This window comes from Hafnia alvei (genome assembly GCF_964063325.1).
Classification (GTDB): Bacteria; Pseudomonadota; Gammaproteobacteria; order Enterobacterales; family Enterobacteriaceae; genus Hafnia; species Hafnia alvei_B.
This window is the reverse complement of the sequence record NZ_OZ061315.1, coordinates 265,548-285,082: the sequence shown is the minus strand read 5'-3', so window position 1 is coordinate 285,082 and position 19,535 is coordinate 265,548. Positions and strand designations below refer to the sequence as shown.

The 19,535-nt window shown below is 48.2% G+C and carries 14 protein-coding genes, 5 tRNA genes and 3 rRNA genes; 2 read left to right on the top strand and 20 right to left on the bottom strand.

What is annotated here, in order from left to right; genetic code table 11:
* Positions 1 to 179: 179 nt before the first annotated feature.
* The 9 genes from rplA to AB3Y96_RS01315 all read right to left on the bottom strand — a co-directional run bounded on the left by rplA (position 180) and on the right by AB3Y96_RS01315 (position 4,472).
* The gene (gene rplA, locus AB3Y96_RS01355; RefSeq protein ID WP_025802781.1) at positions 180 to 884 is read right to left on the bottom strand and encodes a 50S ribosomal protein L1; all 705 of its coding nucleotides are present in this window, start codon (positions 882 to 884) and stop codon (positions 180 to 182) included.
* A gap of 3 nt (positions 885 to 887) precedes the next feature.
* Complete coding sequence (rplK, locus tag AB3Y96_RS01350; protein ID WP_004089458.1) at positions 888 to 1,316, bottom strand: 50S ribosomal protein L11; 429 nt, start codon at positions 1,314 to 1,316, stop codon at positions 888 to 890.
* Between the two features lie 173 nt (positions 1,317 to 1,489).
* A complete protein-coding gene (gene nusG / locus AB3Y96_RS01345; RefSeq protein ID WP_025802777.1) occupies positions 1,490 to 2,035 on the bottom strand; it encodes a transcription termination/antitermination protein NusG in 546 nt (181 codons plus the stop codon).
* 1 nt (position 2,036) lies between these two features.
* Complete coding sequence (secE, locus tag AB3Y96_RS01340; RefSeq protein ID WP_025802775.1) at positions 2,037 to 2,420, bottom strand: preprotein translocase subunit SecE; 384 nt, start codon at positions 2,418 to 2,420, stop codon at positions 2,037 to 2,039.
* A gap of 287 nt (positions 2,421 to 2,707) precedes the next feature.
* Positions 2,708 to 3,892, bottom strand: coding sequence for an elongation factor Tu (gene tuf / locus AB3Y96_RS01335; protein WP_367298321.1), 1,185 nt, complete (start codon positions 3,890 to 3,892; stop codon positions 2,708 to 2,710).
* A 116-nt stretch (positions 3,893 to 4,008) separates the two neighbouring features.
* Positions 4,009 to 4,084: transfer RNA gene (locus tag AB3Y96_RS01330), tRNA-Thr, on the bottom strand.
* Between the two features lie 6 nt (positions 4,085 to 4,090).
* A tRNA-Gly gene (locus tag AB3Y96_RS01325) sits at positions 4,091 to 4,165 on the bottom strand.
* A 124-nt stretch (positions 4,166 to 4,289) separates the two neighbouring features.
* Positions 4,290 to 4,374: transfer RNA gene (locus AB3Y96_RS01320), tRNA-Tyr, on the bottom strand.
* A 22-nt stretch (positions 4,375 to 4,396) separates the two neighbouring features.
* Positions 4,397 to 4,472 (bottom strand) — tRNA-Thr (locus AB3Y96_RS01315).
* A gap of 373 nt (positions 4,473 to 4,845) precedes the next feature.
* On the opposite strand from AB3Y96_RS01315, the gene AB3Y96_RS01310 reads away from it, so the two are divergent.
* Both AB3Y96_RS01310 and coaA read left to right on the top strand, forming a co-directional pair.
* A complete protein-coding gene (locus AB3Y96_RS01310; RefSeq protein ID WP_367298320.1) occupies positions 4,846 to 5,388 on the top strand; it encodes a GNAT family N-acetyltransferase in 543 nt (180 codons plus the stop codon).
* Positions 5,389 to 5,611: 223 nt separating this feature from the next.
* Complete coding sequence (coaA, locus tag AB3Y96_RS01305; protein ID WP_025802684.1) at positions 5,612 to 6,559, top strand: type I pantothenate kinase; 948 nt, start codon at positions 5,612 to 5,614, stop codon at positions 6,557 to 6,559.
* A 49-nt stretch (positions 6,560 to 6,608) separates the two neighbouring features.
* Here coaA and birA read toward each other — a convergent pair whose 3' ends face one another.
* The 11 genes from birA to pepQ all read right to left on the bottom strand — a co-directional run bounded on the left by birA (position 6,609) and on the right by pepQ (position 19,470).
* A complete protein-coding gene (gene birA / locus AB3Y96_RS01300; RefSeq protein ID WP_040047218.1) occupies positions 6,609 to 7,568 on the bottom strand; it encodes a bifunctional biotin--[acetyl-CoA-carboxylase] ligase/biotin operon repressor BirA in 960 nt (319 codons plus the stop codon).
* Positions 7,565 to 8,602: a UDP-N-acetylmuramate dehydrogenase gene (murB, locus tag AB3Y96_RS01295; RefSeq protein ID WP_367298319.1), complete on the bottom strand. Its 1,038-nt coding sequence runs from the start codon at positions 8,600 to 8,602 to the stop codon at positions 7,565 to 7,567. Before murB ends, birA begins: the two co-directional genes overlap by 4 nt.
* A 138-nt stretch (positions 8,603 to 8,740) precedes the next feature.
* On the bottom strand, positions 8,741 to 9,691 hold the full coding sequence (locus AB3Y96_RS01290; protein WP_367298318.1) for a siderophore ABC transporter substrate-binding protein: 951 nt from the start codon (positions 9,689 to 9,691) through the stop codon (positions 8,741 to 8,743).
* 164 nt (positions 9,692 to 9,855) lie between these two features.
* Positions 9,856 to 9,971, bottom strand: a 5S ribosomal RNA gene (rrf, locus tag AB3Y96_RS01285).
* A 120-nt stretch (positions 9,972 to 10,091) separates the two neighbouring features.
* A 23S ribosomal RNA gene (locus tag AB3Y96_RS01280) occupies positions 10,092 to 13,000 on the bottom strand.
* A gap of 237 nt (positions 13,001 to 13,237) precedes the next feature.
* Positions 13,238 to 13,313: transfer RNA gene (locus AB3Y96_RS01275), tRNA-Glu, on the bottom strand.
* Positions 13,314 to 13,451: 138 nt separating this feature from the next.
* Positions 13,452 to 14,994 (bottom strand): 16S ribosomal RNA (locus tag AB3Y96_RS01270).
* Together the 16S, 23S and 5S rRNA genes with 1 tRNA gene alongside form the textbook arrangement of a ribosomal RNA operon.
* Before the next feature lie 427 nt (positions 14,995 to 15,421).
* Entirely contained in the window at positions 15,422 to 15,964 is a 543-nt protein-coding gene (gene hemG, locus AB3Y96_RS01265) for a menaquinone-dependent protoporphyrinogen IX dehydrogenase (protein ID WP_072308875.1), read from the bottom strand.
* A 43-nt stretch (positions 15,965 to 16,007) separates the two neighbouring features.
* Positions 16,008 to 17,459 (bottom strand): Trk system potassium transporter TrkH, encoded by a 1,452-nt coding sequence (trkH, locus tag AB3Y96_RS01260; RefSeq protein WP_072308873.1) that lies wholly within the window; start codon positions 17,457 to 17,459, stop codon positions 16,008 to 16,010.
* A gap of 65 nt (positions 17,460 to 17,524) precedes the next feature.
* Entirely contained in the window at positions 17,525 to 18,139 is a 615-nt protein-coding gene (locus AB3Y96_RS01255) for an IMPACT family protein (RefSeq protein ID WP_072308872.1), read from the bottom strand.
* Positions 18,139 to 19,470, bottom strand: coding sequence for a Xaa-Pro dipeptidase (gene pepQ / locus AB3Y96_RS01250; protein WP_367298317.1), 1,332 nt, complete (start codon positions 19,468 to 19,470; stop codon positions 18,139 to 18,141). Before pepQ ends, AB3Y96_RS01255 begins: the two co-directional genes overlap by 1 nt.
* Positions 19,471 to 19,535: the final 65 nt, after the last annotated feature.

Genomic DNA, 19,535 nt, shown 5'->3' with positions numbered 1-19,535 from the left:
GCAGGACGATTAAGCATCTTTCGATGCACCTGCGGTCTTGGACGGAGGTCTGGATAAGGCCAGACTCCAACCGAAAATTCGTTCGCTTTATATTCATTAAAGAATGCGCGGGCGTCAGATTTTATACAAATCTCGCGCCCGCGTAAAGCGAAAACGCAATTAGCTATTCTCTGAGAGAATTAGTTAGCTACTGCGGTCAGGCTACCCTGTTCGATTGCTACGCCAGCACCCATGGTGGTGGACAGGCTGATTTTCTTGATGAAAACGCCTTTAGCAGTCGCAGGTTTAGCTTTCTTCAGAGCAACCAGCAGAGCTTCCAAGTTTTCTTTCAACTGGTTAGAGTCGAAATCAACTTTGCCGATGGTGCTGTGAATGATGCCGTTTTTGTCGTTACGATAACGAACCTGACCTGCTTTAGCATTCTTAACTGCTTCAGCAACGTTAGGAGTTACAGTACCAACTTTAGGGTTTGGCATCAGGCCACGTGGACCCAGAACCTGACCCAACTGGCCAACAACGCGCATTGCATCTGGAGATGCGATAACAACGTCGAAGTTCATTTCGCCTTTTTTGATCTGGTCAGCCAGATCTTCCATACCTACCAGTTCTGCGCCTGCAGCTTTAGCAGCTTCAGCGTTCGCACCCTGAGCAAATACAGCAACGCGTACTGAACGACCGGTGCCGTGTGGCAGAACGGTAGCACCACGTACGTTTTGGTCAGATTTACGAGCATCGATGCCAAGGTTGACAGCAACGTCAACGCTTTCAACGAATTTAGCAGTGGCCAGCTCTTTTAACAGAGCAACGGCTTCGGTGATGTCATATTGTTTAGTAACATCAACTTTGTCACGGATCACGCGCATGCGCTTGGTCAGCTTAGCCATTTCTTAGTCCTCCACTACCAGGCCCATGGAACGAGCAGTACCTTCGATGGAGCGAATCATCGCTTCAACGTCAGAACCAGTCATGTCCGCAGCTTTGGTTTCTGCGATTTCACGAACCTGAGCACTCGTTACTTTACCTACTTTGTCTTTGTTCGGCTTGCCAGAACCAGACTTGATACCAGCTGCTTTCTTCAGCAGTACTGCTGCTGGAGGCGTTTTGGTAACGAAGGTGAAAGAACGGTCAGAATAAACGGTAATAACAACAGGGATCGGCAGACCTTTTTCAATGCTGTCAGTCTTAGCATTGAACGCCTTACAGAATTCCATGATGTTAACGCCTTGCTGACCCAGAGCTGGACCAACTGGCGGACTTGGGTTTGCCATACCGGCTGCAACTTGCAGCTTAACGTAGGCTTGTACTTTCTTGGCCATGGTAAATATCCTCGATTGGGTGATAACGCCTCAAAAAGGCTCCCCGTTATTTGCAAAACGTTTACACGCGATACATCCGAAAATGTGGTGCGCATAAAAACAAAAGGCGCGAAATTGTAGTTCAATTTCGCGCCTCTGGCAATCAGCAATCATAGCGATCGCTTAATTTTTTATCAGCCTTTTTCTACCTGGCTAAAGTCTAGCTCTACTGGGGTCGCACGACCAAAGATAGAAACAGAAACTTTCAGGCGGCTTTTTTCGTAGTCAACTTCTTCAACCACACCGTTAAAGTCGGCAAATGGACCATCGCTGACGCGAACCATTTCGCCTGGCTCGAACAGAGTTTTCGGACGAGGCTTATCACCAACCTGCTGCAGACGGTTCATGATAGCATCAACTTCTTTGTCACTGATTGGCGCTGGACGATCAGAAGTTCCGCCGATGAAGCCCATCACACGCGGCACGCTACGCACTAAGTGCCAGCTGGCATCTTCCATTACCATCTGAACTAACACGTAACCAGGGAAAAATTTACGTTCGCTTTTGCGACGTTGCCCGCCACGGATTTCGACAACTTCTTCTGTCGGAACCATGACTTCACCGAACAACTCTTCCATGTTGTGCAGTTTAATGTGCTCGCGCAGCGATTGGGCTACACGGCCTTCAAAACCGGAAAACGCCTGAACGACGTACCAACGCTTTTTAGGGGCTTCAGACATCTTAGAACCTCAGGCCAGTAATAAACGAAACTAAACGGACCAGAATACCATCCAGTCCCCACAGAATCAGTGACATGACGGCGGTGACCGCAGCCACGATCAATGTTGTGTGCAACGTTTCCTGACGCGTTGGCCAGATGACCTTGCGCATTTCGGTACGCGCTTCACGGGCAAATGCCACGGTAGCCTTACCTTGAGTTGTCAATAATGCTACGGCACCAGCAATTGCGATAATCACGACTACAGCCATCGCGCGCAGTGGCAGACTCACATCACGGTAAAGGAAGTTACCTACGATGGCCACGATCAGCAGCACGGCGACAACCAGCCATTTTAGCGCTTGTAGGCCGCGCCCGCTCCCTTGAGCATCGGTATTCGCACTCATAAACCAACCTGTCACTAGATTGTGAAAAACAACTTCGCCCCGCAACGCGAGGCAAACCAAACCGAATGGGTATCTTACAAGAAACAAACGCGATAAGCGCGGTTACCTCTTCAAAGAAAGAGCGAGATCAGATAAATGATCCGCTATTCGGCACGATACGCCGTACTATCAGAGCCCATCTCACCTGTAATTATGACGCTAAAACTACTGATGAGATAGGTTCTAGTATCACTAGCGTAGAAAAAGGGCATCAAATGATGCCCTTTTATCGCGTGTCGCGTCAAATCTTATTCGATGACTTTAGCAACAACACCTGCACCAACGGTACGGCCACCTTCGCGGATTGCGAAACGCAGACCATCATCCATTGCGATTGGGTGGATCAGGTTAACAATCATCTGAATGTTATCACCTGGCATTACCATTTCTACGCCTTCTGGCAGTTCGATGGTACCGGTCACGTCAGTTGTACGGAAGTAGAACTGTGGACGGTAGCCTTTGAAGAACGGAGTATGACGGCCGCCTTCATCTTTGCTCAGAATATAAACTTCTGACTCGAACTTGGTGTGTGGCTTGATGGTACCTGGTTTAGCCAGAACCTGACCACGTTCGATGTCTTCACGCTTGATACCACGCAGCAGAACACCAACGTTCTCGCCTGCACGACCTTCGTCCAGCAGTTTACGGAACATTTCAACGCCGGTACAAGTTGATTTAACGGTATCTTTGATACCAACGATCTCAACTTCTTCACCAACTTTAACGATACCGCGCTCTACACGACCGGTAACAACAGTACCACGGCCAGAGATAGAGAATACGTCTTCGATTGGCAGCAGGAATGGCTTGTCGATAGCACGTTCTGGTTCTGGGATGTAAGAATCCAGAGTTTCAGCCAGTTCTACGATCTTAGCTTCCCACTCAGCTTCGCCTTCCAGCGCTTTCAGAGCAGAACCACGGATGATTGGAGTATCATCACCTGGGAAGTCGTACTGAGACAGAAGTTCACGAACTTCCATTTCTACCAGTTCCAGCAGCTCTTCATCATCAACCATGTCGCATTTGTTCAGGAATACGATGATGAAAGGAACGCCAACCTGACGACCCAGCAGGATGTGCTCACGAGTCTGAGGCATAGGGCCGTCAGTCGCAGCAACAACCAGGATAGCGCCGTCCATCTGTGCAGCACCGGTGATCATGTTTTTAACGTAGTCAGCATGCCCTGGGCAGTCAACGTGCGCGTAGTGACGTGACGGGGTGTCATATTCAACGTGAGAAGTGTTGATGGTGATACCACGAGCTTTTTCTTCTGGCGCGTTATCGATCTGGTCGAATGCACGTGCAGAACCACCGTAGGTTTTAGCCAGAACGGTAGTGATTGCAGCGGTCAGCGTTGTTTTACCATGGTCAACGTGGCCGATAGTACCGACGTTAACGTGCGGTTTTGTACGTTCAAACTTTTCTTTAGACATCGATTGTCCCTCTAAGACACGGATAAATCGGTGATATCACCACATCAACCAAGCAAATGATTTGTATGCACTAGCTGAATATTTTACAGAATGAAATCAGAGGAGGAGAAAAGAAGTGGTGCTGATACCCAGAGTCGAACTGGGGACCTCACCCTTACCAAGGGTGCGCTCTACCAACTGAGCCATATCAGCAATACTTGGAGCGGGCAGCGGGAATCGAACCCGCATCATCAGCTTGGAAGGCTGAGGTAATAGCCATTATACGATGCCCGCATCCTAGAACTCGGCTACCTGATTGTTCTGTAGAGTTTTGTATCGATGAAGTGAGATCTTCACTGATACATTTTGAGATGTAGGATTAAACCACACCTCAGGCCCTATCTCTAAGGCGAATAAATGGTGGTGGGGGAAGGATTCGAACCTTCGAAGTCTGAGACGGCAGATTTACAGTCTGCTCCCTTTGGCCGCTCGGGAACCCCACCACTTGGTGTTGCTTTTACTTGATGGTGCCGGCTACCGGAATCGAACTGGTGACCTACTGATTACAAGTCAGTTGCTCTACCAACTGAGCTAAGCCGGCATCAAGTGGGTCGCATTCTAGGTAGTGTTCGTGCTCTATGCAACAAAAAAATTCAACTTTGCGCACCTTCGGTCAGAAAACAGTCAAAAACGTCTTTTAGACAGTTCAATTGCTCATTAAATAGCAAGATTTTAGTCCCTGCAGGCCGCTTCGCATCATTCAACATCTCGTGTTTCACAGCCACGGCAGCGTGATCAAAAACAAAGGTTTTGATCACAGTCACACTTTTCTGGTGCATTCATTTTATGGCTTCTGCACCAATGCAAAGCAAAAGCTACACTTATCAGGCTGACTCCCCCACGTAATGAGCAGATCTGCGTCTTGGCCTGCTCTTTGCTTATACCAAGTCATGAAACGTTTGGAGGAATCATCTATGAAGATTGTGCTGATTAACGATGCTACTTTGCCAGTATACCGCAGCGAACTTGCTCTGCTTCTAACGGATGCGGTCGCTAACGGTGCCTCTTTAGGGTATGACACGCAGATTGATCATTATGACGCTGAATGCTACTTCCATAGCCTGCGGCCCCTGATTGCCAAAGGAGAGCTGTTATTGTGGATAGCCCGTGATGAGCATCGTGTGATTGGTACAGTGCAGCTTTCTCTTTGCCAGAAGCCTAATGGTCGCAACCGGGCTGAAATTCAAAAACTCATGGTCCACAGCAGCGCACGCCGCTTAGGGGTTGCGCACCAGCTGATTGTCACGCTTGAAAAGTCAGCTATGCAGGCACATCGAGGCTTACTCTATTTAGATACTCAAGCGGGATCGGCAGCTGAAGCGTTCTATCGAACCGAAGGTTATCGATGCATGGGGGAGATCCCTGACTATGCCTGCACCCCCGACGGTCAATATCACCCTACTGCTATCTACTACAAACGCCTCTTCGCCGTTGCCCAACCGGCAAAAGCCAGCTAAGTTCTCCTAGCGGTGGCACATTTATTTTTAGCCTCCGCTTTTTTCCTTTCTTACATTCCTCTCATCTCTTGATTGCATTACAACCATTACGTAGATTGAGTCAAAGTTTTAAAAAAAAACACTGCGACAATAACGAAGCTGATTATAATGTGCAGCTCGTTATCCATCTGGAGTTGGCGTCTGTCGCCGTTCCCGACCCGCGCTAACAGGCAGAATTGGGCATATGAAGAAAGATCAATCTTTGGCGACACCGTATCTACAGTTTAGTCGCCAACAATGGGCTGCACTGCGTAACTCCGTTCCATTAACGCTGACGGAAGAACAAATTGCTAATCTAAAGGGTATTAACGAAGATCTTTCGTTAGAAGAAGTTGCTCAAATCTATCTGCCACTTTCTCGCCTACTTAATTTCTATTTCAGCTCAAACGTTCGCCGCCAAGCCGTTCTCGAACAGTTTTTAGGCACTAATGGCCCGCGCATCCCTTATATCATTGGGATTGCCGGTAGCGTAGCCGTTGGGAAAAGTACTACGGCTCGCGTATTACAGGCGCTATTGAGCCGTTGGCCAGAGCACCGTAAAGTTGAACTACTGACAACCGATGGTTTCCTGCATCCTAATAAAGTGCTGCAAGAACGCGGTTTGATGAAGAAAAAAGGATTCCCACAATCGTACGATATTCAAAATCTCGTGCGCTTTGTTTCTGAGATTAAATCTGGAGCTCCACGAGTCACCGCTCCGCAATATTCTCATTTGATCTACGATATTATTCCGGACAGCTGCAAGGTCATTGAGCAGCCGGATATACTTATTTTAGAAGGATTGAATGTTCTGCAAAGCGGCATGGATTATCCACACGATCCACACCGTGTTTTCGTGTCTGACTTCGTAGATTTCTCAATTTATGTAGATGCGCCAGAAGATTTACTACAAGGCTGGTATATCAATCGATTCTTGAAATTCCGCCAAGGTGCATTTTCCAATCCAGACTCATACTTCCATCACTACTCTCAGTTACCAGAATCAGAAGCTGTTGAAATAGCGACAAATCTATGGAAAGAAATCAATGGATTGAACTTAACACAGAACATCCTTCCGACCCGTGAACGCGCTAGCCTGATCATGACTAAGGGTGGAAATCACGCCGTTGAAAGCGTGCGTCTGCGTAAATAATCCATTGAGATTTGCTAGAAAGAGGGCATCATTTCTGATGCCCTCTTGGTTATGCGCCACGCAGTGAAATCTCACCACCGATGAATGGCGTCACTTCACCTTCTCGGTCTAGAAGCAGCGCTCCCTGAGCGTCGATACCTCGAGCAATCCCGTAAATTTTTTGCTCACCAATCAGAAGATTAACTGGACGGTCAATAAAATTATCAAGCTCACGCCAGCGCTCGACAAAAGGAGCCAAACCGCGTGTTTCAAAATCAATCAAGGTATCACGCAGTCGCTTCAATAAACGGGCAACTAATTCGTTGCGATTGATTTTAACGCCGGCTTCCTGAAGATTAATCCACTGTTGATTAACTATCGAAGTATCAGGAGAACGCATAGATAAGTTGATGCCAGCGCCAATAACAATATTTGCAGCATCACCGGTTTTCCCTGTCAATTCGACGAGGATACCCGCTAACTTCTTATCATTGAGATAAAGATCGTTTGGCCACTTCACCTTCACATCTGGAGCACCAAGCTCTCGCAACACTTCAGCCATCACGATCCCAATCACCAAACTTAAGCCCATAGCCGCCGCAGGGCCTTGTTCTAAACGCCAGAACATTGAGAGGTAAAGGTTAGCACCAAAAGGTGAAAACCAGTGTCGACCACGACGACCACGACCCGCTTGCTGATATTCAGCTACACATGCATCGCCAGAACGCAGTTCGTGTATACGATCGAGTAGATACTGGTTAGTGGAGTCAACCACGGGGAGTACCGTTACGCCACCTTCGGGTAGCTGTTTTGTAATCTCTTGCTCATCAAGCAGCTGCATCGGCGATGGTAGGCTGTAACCTTTACCTGGAACCGTGAAAACATCGATTCCCCAATCACGGATTGTCTGGATATGCTTATTGACGCCCGCTCGGCTCATTCCCATCAGCTCACCAAGGTATTCCCCTGAATGAAACTCACCATCAGAGAGAATATTGATTAAGCGTAAGGGAACGCTGATATCTTTCATGACAAAACCTCAACCGCATTAACTTCACCAGTAGCCGATATAAAACGAACCTCAGGTTCTAGCCACACATCAAATTTCTCTGCAACTCTGTTGCGTACAGCTTGCGCTAGCATAGCAACGTCAGCACTCGTAGCATGATCTTTATTAATTAAAACCAATGCCTGCTTCTGATGTACCGCGGCTCCACCAACCTGAAACCCTTTAAGGTCACAGCGGTCGATAAGCCAACCAGCAGCAAGCTTCATATCACCCGATGCTTGTGGGTACATAGGGGCATCAGGGAATATCGCTTTAATCTGCGCTGCAACGGCTGCCGTCACGACCGGGTTTTTGAAGAAACTACCCGCATTACCCGTTTCATGTGGATCAGGCAGTTTTGTCTTTCGCATATGGCAAACTGAATCAAAGACCTGCTTCGGCGTTACCGTTTCACGAGGCAGCAGGGTTAAATCACCATAGTTCAATACTGGCTGCCACAGCTTCTCTAGACGGACACCTACAGCGATAATCGCGTAGCCATCGCGGTAGTTGTGCTTGAAAATACTTTCCCGATAGCCAAAGTGACATTCATCAGCGGTTAAACGAAAGACTTCATTCGTGCGTAAATTCAATACATCGACGTAATCACAAACTCTTTGGAATTCGATCCCATAAGCACCAATATTTTGAATGGGTGCAGAGCCCGCGCATCCTGGGATCAACGCAAGGTTTTCAAGACCAGACATGCCCTGTTCCAGTGAATATTTCACCAGCTCATGCCAATTCTCTCCCGCCCCCACATGAAGTCGCCAGCTATCACGGTCTTCCGTAATAGTGATACCTTTAATACGATTCAGTAGTATGGTTCCAGAAAAGTCCTCTAGAAATAATACGTTACTGCCCTCACCCAAGATCAAAACAGGATCATGTCGATCGACTGCTATGCGCCAGAATTCCGCTAAAGAATCCGGTGATGTGGCAACAATAATATCTTTGGCTTTGGCGTTAATTCCAAATGTAGTGAATTTGGTAAGCGATGCACGGCTATTAGACATGAAACAAGGATCTCATCCTGACTAAACTACGCTTAGTCTAACCGATCCTTCTTTGAATTTTTGGATAAATAGATGTGTAGCCAGAAGAGAATAAAAGTGGCGGCATTATCTTATACCGCCGTTAATTGCACCTCAGCGCTAAAGTGCGTTTGCTACCTCAGTTAATTGTGCTGCTGTACTCTTTAAACCTGCCCCCGATAAATACCAAAGATCAGGCGTCAGATAAACGATCTTTCCATTTTTAAAGGCCGATGTAGAACGCAGATTGTCATCTTCAAATTTTGCTTTATCCAACGGTGTTTTGCCAATAGCCGCGCTGCGGTCCACAATGAAAATAATATCCGGATTTGTCTGAGCGATGTCGTGCGTTGTTAACGGCACGCGCTTCTTATTATTATTATCTGATTTTGGCAGGGTAACCTTTGCCGGTTTCATCCCTAATACATCAAAAACAATAGGTTGGTGAGTCACGCCAAAATTGCCATTGTTATGTATCAACGTTAAAGCAGTAAGATTCTCCGGCGCTTTATCAGACTTTATAGACGCTATTTGATGAGATAAAGCCTCGATATAACGAGCAACGTCATCTTTTTTATCAAATATCTGGCCTAATAATTCCGCATTTGTCTTCACGGATGCAAAATATGTATTCTGATCAGTAGCTAAACTAATCGTTGGCGCGATAGCGGAAAGCGCCTCATATGAATTGCCTTGACGGCCTGTGATAATAATCAAATCAGGCTGTAACAGTGCAATCGCGTTTAAATCAGGGTCTTTCATTCCCCCAACTTCAGTGATTGAAGATGATACTTTACCTTTTATATAGCTAGGTATTGATTTTGGCAAACCAACGACGTGGCTTGTCAGCCCTAGCTCTTCCAGTGAATCATAGGTACCAAAATCAAACAGAATCACACGCTGTGGGTTCTTATGGATTTGAGTGACGCCAGCAGCGTGTGTAATGCTCAATGTGTCTGCTGTCGATGCAGTTACATGAGCGACCACAGTCTTTGTCGGCTCTTTTGCTACTGAACAATAACTGGTAAACGACAAAATAGAGGAAATAATAGCCAGAGAAATATTTTTCATAATGCGCATCCAAGCGGAAATAAGAGATTCGCATTCTAGATAGAGCAGGAAATATGTCAATGCAATTGATAATTAATATCAATAATAACTAGGCATTTATTCTTTTCAAATTCCCATAGCAAAAAACCCCAGTCTTTCGACTGAGGTTCTTTACTTTATTTAAAGCCTGGCAGTTCCCTACTCTCGCATGGGGAGACCCCACACTACCATCGGCGCTACGGCGTTTCACTTCTGAGTTCGGCATGGGGTCAGGTGGGACCACCGCGCTATCGCCGCCAGGCATATTCTGTTATTTGTACCGCTCTCTGTATTTCTACAGCTAGCCATACAAACCAATCTGTTCACAAGCCTACTCTTTGTGTTTTCGCGTCTCTGCGTCTTAAAACACCTTCGGTGTTGTAAGGTTAAGCCTCACGGATCATTAGTACTGGTTAGCTCAACGTATCGCTACGCTTACACACCCAGCCTATCAACGTCTTAGTCTTAAACGTTCCTTTAGGAGACTCAAGGTCTCAGGGAAGACTCATCTCGAGGCAAGTTTCGCGCTTAGATGCTTTCAGCGCTTATCTTTTCCGCATTTAGCTACCGGGCAATGCCATTGGCATGACAACCCGAACACCAGTGATGCGTCCACTCCGGTCCTCTCGTACTAGGAGCAGCCCCTCTCAATCTTCCAACGCCCACGGCAGATAGGGACCGAACTGTCTCACGACGTTCTAAACCCAGCTCGCGTACCACTTTAAATGGCGAACAGCCATACCCTTGGGACCTACTTCAGCCCCAGGATGTGATGAGCCGACATCGAGGTGCCAAACACCGCCGTCGATATGAACTCTTGGGCGGTATCAGCCTGTTATCCCCGGAGTACCTTTTATCCGTTGAGCGATGGCCCTTCCATTCAGAACCACCGGATCACTATGACCTACTTTCGTACCTGCTCGAGCCGTCACTCTCGCAGTCAAGCTAGCTTATGCCATTGCACTAACCTCACGATGTCCGACCGTGATTAGCTAACCTTCGTGCTCCTCCGTTACTCTTTAGGAGGAGACCGCCCCAGTCAAACTACCCACCAGACACTGTCCTCAATCCCGATTAGGGACCGGAGTTAGAACATCAAACATTAAAGGGTGGTATTTCAAGGTTGGCTCCACGCAGACTGGCGTCCACGCTTCAAAGCCTCCCACCTATCCTACACATCAAGGCTCAATGTTCAGTGTCAAGCTATAGTAAAGGTTCACGGGGTCTTTCCGTCTTGCCGCGGGTACACTGCATCTTCACAGCGAGTTCAATTTCACTGAGTCTCGGGTGGAGACAGCCTGGCCATCATTACGCCATTCGTGCAGGTCGGAACTTACCCGACAAGGAATTTCGCTACCTTAGGACCGTTATAGTTACGGCCGCCGTTTACTGGGGCTTCGATCAAGAGCTTCGCCTTGCGGCTGACCCCATCAATTAACCTTCCAGCACCGGGCAGGCGTCACACCGTATACGTCCACTTTCGTGTTTGCACAGTGCTGTGTTTTTATTAAACAGTTGCAGCCAGCTGGTATCTTCGACTGGCTTCAGCTCCATCCGCAAGGGACTTCACCTACGCGCCAGCGTGCCTTCTCCCGAAGTTACGGCACCATTTTGCCTAGTTCCTTCACCCGAGTTCTCTCAAGCGCCTTGGTATTCTCTACCTGACCACCTGTGTCGGTTTGGGGTACGATTCAATGTTACCTAGAGCTTAGAGGCTTTTCCTGGAAGCTTGGCATCAACTACTTCATCACCGTAGTGACTCGTCATCACGCCTCAGGGTTAATAAAAGCACGGATTTACCAATGCTTTCCCCCTACACGCTTAAACCGGGACAACCGTCGCCCGGATAGCCTAGCCTTCTCCGTCCCCCCTTCGCAGTAACACCGAGTACAGGAATATTAACCTGTTTCCCATCGACTACGCCTTTCGGCCTCGCCTTAGGGGTCGACTCACCCTGCCCCGATTAACGTTGGACAGGAACCCTTGGTCTTCCGGCGAGCGGGTTTTTCACCCGCTTTATCGTTACTTATGTCAGCATTCGCACTTCTGATACCTCCAGCAACCCTCACAGGCCACCTTCAACGGCTTACAGAACGCTCCCCTACCCAACAACACCTAAGTGTCGCTGCCGCAGCTTCGGTGCATAGTTTAGCCCCGTTACATCTTCCGCGCAGGCCGACTCGACCAGTGAGCTATTACGCTTTCTTTAAATGATGGCTGCTTCTAAGCCAACATCCTGGCTGTCTATGCCTTCCCACATCGTTTCCCACTTAACTATGACTTTGGGACCTTAGCTGGCGGTCTGGGTTGTTTCCCTCTTCACGACGGACGTTAGCACCCGCCGTGTGTCTCCCGTGATAACATTCTTCGGTATTCGTAGTTTGCATCGAGTTGGTAAGTCGGGATGACCCCCTAGTCGAAACAGTGCTCTACCCCCGAAGATGAGTTCACGAGGCGCTACCTAAATAGCTTTCGGGGAGAACCAGCTATCTCCCGGTTTGATTGGCCTTTCACCCCCAGCCACAAGTCATCCGCTAATTTTTCAACATTAGTCGGTTCGGTCCTCCAGTTAGTGTTACCCAACCTTCAACCTGCCCATGGCTAGATCACCGGGTTTCGGGTCTATACCTTGCAACTTGACGCCCAGTTAAGACTCGGTTTCCCTACGGCTCCCCTATTCGGTTAACCTTGCTACAAAATATAAGTCGCTGACCCATTATACAAAAGGTACGCAGTCACCCCATAAAAGAGGCTCCCACTGCTTGTACGTACACGGTTTCAGGTTCTATTTCACTCCCCTCGCCGGGGTTCTTTTCGCCTTTCCCTCACGGTACTGGTTCACTATCGGTCAGTCAGGAGTATTTAGCCTTGGAGGATGGTCCCCCCATATTCAGACAGGATGTCACGTGTCCCGCCCTACTCATCGAACTCACAACATATGCATTTTCAAGTACGGGGCTATCACCCTGTATCGCCGGACTTTCCAGACCGTTCCTCTGACACATACGCTGATTAAGGTTCTGGGCTGTTCCCCGTTCGCTCGCCGCTACTAGGGGAATCTCGGTTGATTTCTTTTCCTCAGGGTACTTAGATGTTTCAGTTCCCCTGGTTCGCTTCGTTAAGCTATGTATTCACTTAACGATAGTGTGACGAATCACACTGGGTTTCCCCATTCGGAAATCGTCGGTTATAACGCTTCATATCAGCTTACCGACGCTTATCGCAGATTAGCACGTCCTTCATCGCCTCTGACTGCCTAGGCATCCACCGTGTACGCTTAGTCACTTAACCTCACAACCCGAAGGTGTCTTTTTAGTGAACGCGGTTACGAACCGGTTCAAGACAGCATTCAAGATTGCAAAAAATTGAGAGACTGCTTAATGCTAACTGTGTCAGTGTGTCTCACAGTTGCTTAAGCTTTCAAATTTCAGCTTGTTCCAGATTGTTAAAGAGCAATATCTTAAACACGACTTAATAAAGTCATCTTTAAGATATTCAGGTGATAATGTCTTTCACTCATTATCGGAATGGCGTCCCCAAGGGGATTCGAACCCCTGTTACAGCCGTGAAAGGGCAGTGTCCTAGGCCTCTAGACGATGGGGACACGAAAATACCGACAAAGCTTTCACTTTCTCGTTTCGTATCAGCATGAGTCTTAAAACTCACAACATCAACAGGTGCTCTTGCTCATTAATTTCATCAGACAATCTGTGTGGACACTGCACTTAACGCTATCTTTAGGTAAGGAGGTGATCCAACCGCAGGTTCCCCTACGGTTACCTTGTTACGACTTCACCCCAGTCATGAATCACAAAGTGGTAAGCGCCCTCCCGAAGGTTAAGCTACCTACTTCTTTTGCAACCCACTCCCATGGTGTGACGGGCGGTGTGTACAAGGCCCGGGAACGTATTCACCGTAGCATTCTGATCTACGATTACTAGCGATTCCGACTTCATGGAGTCGAGTTGCAGACTCCAATCCGGACTACGACATACTTTATGAGGTCCGCTTGCTCTCGCGAGTTCGCTTCTCTTTGTATATGCCATTGTAGCACGTGTGTAGCCCTACTCGTAAGGGCCATGATGACTTGACGTCATCCCCACCTTCCTCCGGTTTATCACCGGCAGTCTCCTTTGAGTTCCCACCATTACGTGCTGGCAACAAAGGATAAGGGTTGCGCTCGTTGCGGGACTTAACCCAACATTTCACAACACGAGCTGACGACAGCCATGCAGCACCTGTCTCAGAGTTCCCGAAGGCACCAAAGCATCTCTGCTAAGTTCTCTGGATGTCAAGAGTAGGTAAGGTTCTTCGCGTTGCATCGAATTAAACCACATGCTCCACCGCTTGTGCGGGCCCCCGTCAATTCATTTGAGTTTTAACCTTGCGGCCGTACTCCCCAGGCGGTCGACTTAACGCGTTAGCTCCGGAAGCCACGCCTCAAGGGCACAACCTCCAAGTCGACATCGTTTACAGCGTGGACTACCAGGGTATCTAATCCTGTTTGCTCCCCACGCTTTCGCACCTGAGCGTCAGTCTTTGTCCAGGGGGCCGCCTTCGCCACCGGTATTCCTCCAGATCTCTACGCATTTCACCGCTACACCTGGAATTCTACCCCCCTCTACAAGACTCTAGCTGACCAGTTTCAAATGCAGTTCCCAAGTTAAGCTCGGGGATTTCACATCTGACTTAATCAACCGCCTGCGTGCGCTTTACGCCCAGTAATTCCGATTAACGCTTGCACCCTCCGTATTACCGCGGCTGCTGGCACGGAGTTAGCCGGTGCTTCTTCTGCGAGTAACGTCAATCACTGTGGTTATTAACCACAATGCCTTCCTCCTCGCTGAAAGTACTTTACAACCCGAAGGCCTTCTTCATACACGCGGCATGGCTGCATCAGGCTTGCGCCCATTGTGCAATATTCCCCACTGCTGCCTCCCGTAGGAGTCTGGACCGTGTCTCAGTTCCAGTGTGGCTGGTCATCCTCTCAGACCAGCTAGAGATCGTCGCCTAGGTGAGCCATTACCCCACCTACTAGCTAATCCCATCTGGGCACATCTGATGGCGTGAGGCCCGAAGGTCCCCCACTTTGGTCCGAAGACATCATGCGGTATTAGCTACCGTTTCCAGTAGTTATCCCCCTCCATCAGGCAGTTTCCCAGACATTACTCACCCGTCCGCCGCTCGTCACCCAGAGAGCAAGCTCTCTTGTGCTACCGCTCGACTTGCATGTGTTAGGCCTGCCGCCAGCGTTCAATCTGAGCCATGATCAAACTCTTCAATTAAAAGCTTGATTTGCTTAAACAAGTTAAGCGATGCTCGAAAATTAACTTTCGTAATAATTCACTAAATGAATTACTGCTTGGTCACTCTTCAAGACTTTAATATTTTATCGTCCGAGGACGTTAGATATTGTCTTGTGAGTGCCCACACAGATTGTCTGATAAATTGTTAAAGAGCAGCGAATTGCGAACATTCGTTCCAGCAACTCGGGAGGTGAATATTACGCTTTCCTCCTGAAGAGTCAAGCTTTTTTCTTTTCAGAAATTCGCATTACTGCGATGCTTTTCTCTTCCTCACCGAGCGACGTTTGCGTCGTTGTTCCCGGTCAGTGGTGGCGCATTATAGGGACTTCTGAACGACTGACAAGTGTTTATTTGAAAATAATTACTGACCGCGTAATTTATCAACAAAAGTTGTGTTTTGTGATGATTATCGCACCACACTGCTGGTTAAACGGACAAATCCCTGTGCAAAGCGCTCTACATCCTGCCAATCCGTATATTCAACTTCTTTAGTCGTATCCGTTTCCCCACCGGTCATTTTCATAATAAGTTTGATCATAAACTTATCTAGCCAACCATATCGTGGATAACGCAGCGCCCCAGCAAACACCGAACATAGTTTTGGCTGCCAAGGCGTAGCAAGCAAGAACTTACGCGTATACGCATTGGTCTGTGGAGTTCTCTTCTCAGGTTTACGGGCCGTGAGGTTTACCGCAAAGAAAGCACTCGGCATTGTATTTAACTGAGCAGTATTCATTTTGGTGAACTGATATAGCGCACGTTGAAAATGTCCGTAGCGAACCGATGCACCAATCACGATCGCCTGGTAGTTGGCAAGATCGATATCCATCGAGATTGCCAAATCTTGCACATCGCACATCGTCGTTTCAGATAACGCTGAAGCGATATAAGAGGCGATAGCTTTTGTCTGTCCATCTTGGCTTGAATAAAGCACTAATGTTTTCTTCATAGCTTACGGCCTCTGGCATTATCCATAATTAATCGTGAATACTTTAGTTACGCCAAAACGTTGGCGTAAACAGCACTAATAAGGTGAAGACTTCTAATCGACCAAACAGCATGGTGACGACCAACACCCATTTAGCCGCATCATTCATAGAGGTAAAGTTATCCGCAACCACCCCTAACCCTGGTCCGAGGTTGTTCAATGTAGCGACCACGGCAGCAAACGCAGAGAAATCATCAACCCCTGTCGCGATAATCGCAAGCATACTAATGATGAAGACTAATGCGTAGGCGGAGAAGAATCCCCACACCGCTTCAAGGATACGCTCTGGCAAAGCTCGGCTGCCTAACTTGATGGTGTAAACCGCATTAGGATGCACCAATCGCTTGAGTTCACGAGATCCCTGCAAGAACAGCAGCAGGATACGGATGACTTTCAGCCCCCCGCCCGTTGAACCCGCACAGCCGCCTATGAATGCGGAACATAATAGAAGCACAGGAAGGAATAACGGCCAGTGCGCAATGCTGTCAGTGGTAAACCCAGCGGTTGTCGCCATTGAAACCACTTGGAAAAATGCCTGATTCACCGTTTGCAGCCCAGTTTGATAAACGTTATGCCACCACAGAACAAGGGTGCAGATCGCCACCAGCGTCAACTGAACAAAAATGAACATACGGAACTCAGGATCGCGCCAATACACTTTCAAGCTTCGCCCGCTAAGGAGCGCAAAGTGCAAGCTGAAGTTACAACCGGAAATCAGTAGGAACACAGCAATAATGGTATTGATGGTAGGACTGTTGAAATAGCCTATGCTGGCATCGTGTGTGGAGAATCCCCCAATCGCGATAGTCGAGAAGCTATGAGAAATGGCGTCGAAGACATCCATCCCCGCCCCCCACAACGCCACGGCACACGCAACGGTCAGCAAAACGTAGATAAACCATAATGTTTTGGCCGTTTCAGCAATACGTGGGCGCATCTTATTATCTTTTAGCGGCCCCGGCATTTCAGCACGATAGAGCTGTAATCCGCCGACACCTAAAATAGGCAAAATAGCGACGGCCAAGACGATGATCCCCATACCGCCAAGCCATTGCAGCATTTGTCGATAGAATAAAATAGCTTTAGGGAGGTTATCTAAACCAACAAGAGTCGTTGCCCCCGTGGTCGTTAATCCTGAGAAAGATTCAAAGAAGGCGTCCGTCACGCTGAGGTTCGGGCGCTCTGAAAACAGGAAAGGCAATGCCCCAACGCTGCCCAACACCGTCCAGAACAGCACGACTATCAAAAAACCTTCACGCGGTTTTAACTCATGTTTTTGCTTACGCTGTGGCCACCACAGCAAAGTACCAATCGTTAGCGCAACAAAGAAAGTTTGAGTAAACGCCCGGCCTGCACCGTCACGATAAATCAGGGCAACAAGCCCCGGGATGATCATAGTTCCAGAGAACAATATGACGAGTAAACCGACGATGCGGATAATGGCACGAAAATGCATTCGGGCACGTTCCTTGCTCAATTAAAGAGTAATAAGTACAACAAAAAAGATAATGCGGGGGATTATTACGAAGTCTGATGTAATTGCAATGAGCCACGGCTCATGTTGCGTAACTTTTCAGCGACGTCTTCTACAACCAGCACAGGCAAACTCACCGTCAGCAGCACATCAACAGCATAATCACTCTGCAAGATCTCACCCCCAACCTGCGCTATAACGGCTTCAACTTGGGTCAATAAGCCATAGTCACACTGCAAAGTATACTCAGCCTGCGGCACTTTACGCTCTACTGGCAAAAGTTTTAATGCTTGCTGAACACCGCCACCGTAGGCTTTAACCAAACCACCGGTTCCCAATCGGATGCCGCCATAATAACGCACAACGACCGCCGTGATTTCACCAATATGACTGCCCATCAGTTGAGCAAGCATTGGCTTTCCCGCCGTTCCCGACGGCTCACCGTCATCTGAGAAACCTAACTGTTGAGAATCATCCGGTGCACCGGCAACAAACGCCCAGCAATGATGACGCGCATCAGGATGCTCGGATTTCACCTGAGTGACAAAAGCTTTTGCCGCTTCGCTACCCGTCGTATGTGCCAACAAGGTAATGAAGCGGCTTTTTTTGATTTCCTCGCTGAAGCTCAGCGCCTCAGCGGGAATAAGATAAGGCTGACTCATTAATCCAAATGCAGATCGCGCGTCATATTTTCCACTGATTTCTCATGGAAAATTACGTTATCTTCAATACGGATCCCGCCGTAAGGGCGGAAAGCATCAATGCGAGCCCAATCAAAGTGCTGACTAAACTTCCCTTCTTTCCACGGCGCGAGCAGTGAATCAATAAAGTACAGGCCAGGTTCGATAGTCATCACCATACCCGGTTCCATGATGCGCGTGCAGCGCAGGAATGGATACATTTCTGGCGCAGCCAGATGGGTACCATTTTCATCCTGCATAAAACCTGCGACATCATGGACCTGTAGCCCAAGCGGATGCCCCAAGCCATGCGGTAGGAATGGACATGTCAGCCCTTGCTCCACGGCAGCTTCTTCACTGATATCTTTCAGGATATGGTGTTTTTTGAGCAATTTTGCCAAACGCTGATGCATTTGCAGATGGTAATCCGTGTAACGTACACCACATTTCAGCGTCGCAATCAGCGCCAGTTGCTCTTTATTCATGTCGCTGACCAACGCTGCAAAGTCGCTATCGCTTTTAGCCGCATAGGTACGCGTTAAATCCGCCGCATAGCCGTTATATTCCGCACCCGCATCAAGCAAGAAGCTACGGACTTCAGAAGGCAACTTATGTTGTAACGTAGTGTAGTGCAGAACCGCAGCATGCTCATTCAGCGCCACGATATTGTCGTACGGTACATCAGTATCACGATGTCCTGTTGCCGTCAGATATGCCTGATTGATATCAAACTCACTCATACCCGACTGGAATGCTTCTAGTGCTGCTTGATGCCCAACTACCGCCGTCTTTTGCGCTTCACGCATACACGCTTGTTCATAGCCGGTTTTGTATGCGCGATGGTAGTGCAGATAATCTAGCACCGCCTGCGGGTTAATATTTTCAGCTTTAATACCCAAAGACTGCGCACGCTGCGGAACATAGCCGATATAGGCAACACGCTCGCGCGCACTTGGCAACAGCTGTGCGATGTCATCTGCTTTACGCAAAGCGGTCATTTCTACATGAGAAGTCCAAAACGCTTCGGGCAGTGGTTCAACGCTATACCAGTAATCAACAGGAGAATAGAACCAAAGCTTCGGCTTATTTACCCCGTCTACCCACAGCCAGCAATTAGGTACTTGAGTCACCGGCACCCAGGCTTTGAACTGAGGATTCACCTTAAACGGATAATCACGATCGTCTAAGAACAACGATAACAACTCACCAGAATGAATCAATAACCCATCCAGTTGACTACGCGCTAAAACCTCACGGGTGCGCTGCTGCAGCGTTTCCATGTGTTCAGAATACAACGAAGCTAGTGTTTCCATGTAAATGACCCTTTGCCCACAACGAATTTTTCCATCTTATCACAGCACTCCTTAAAAACAGGAAG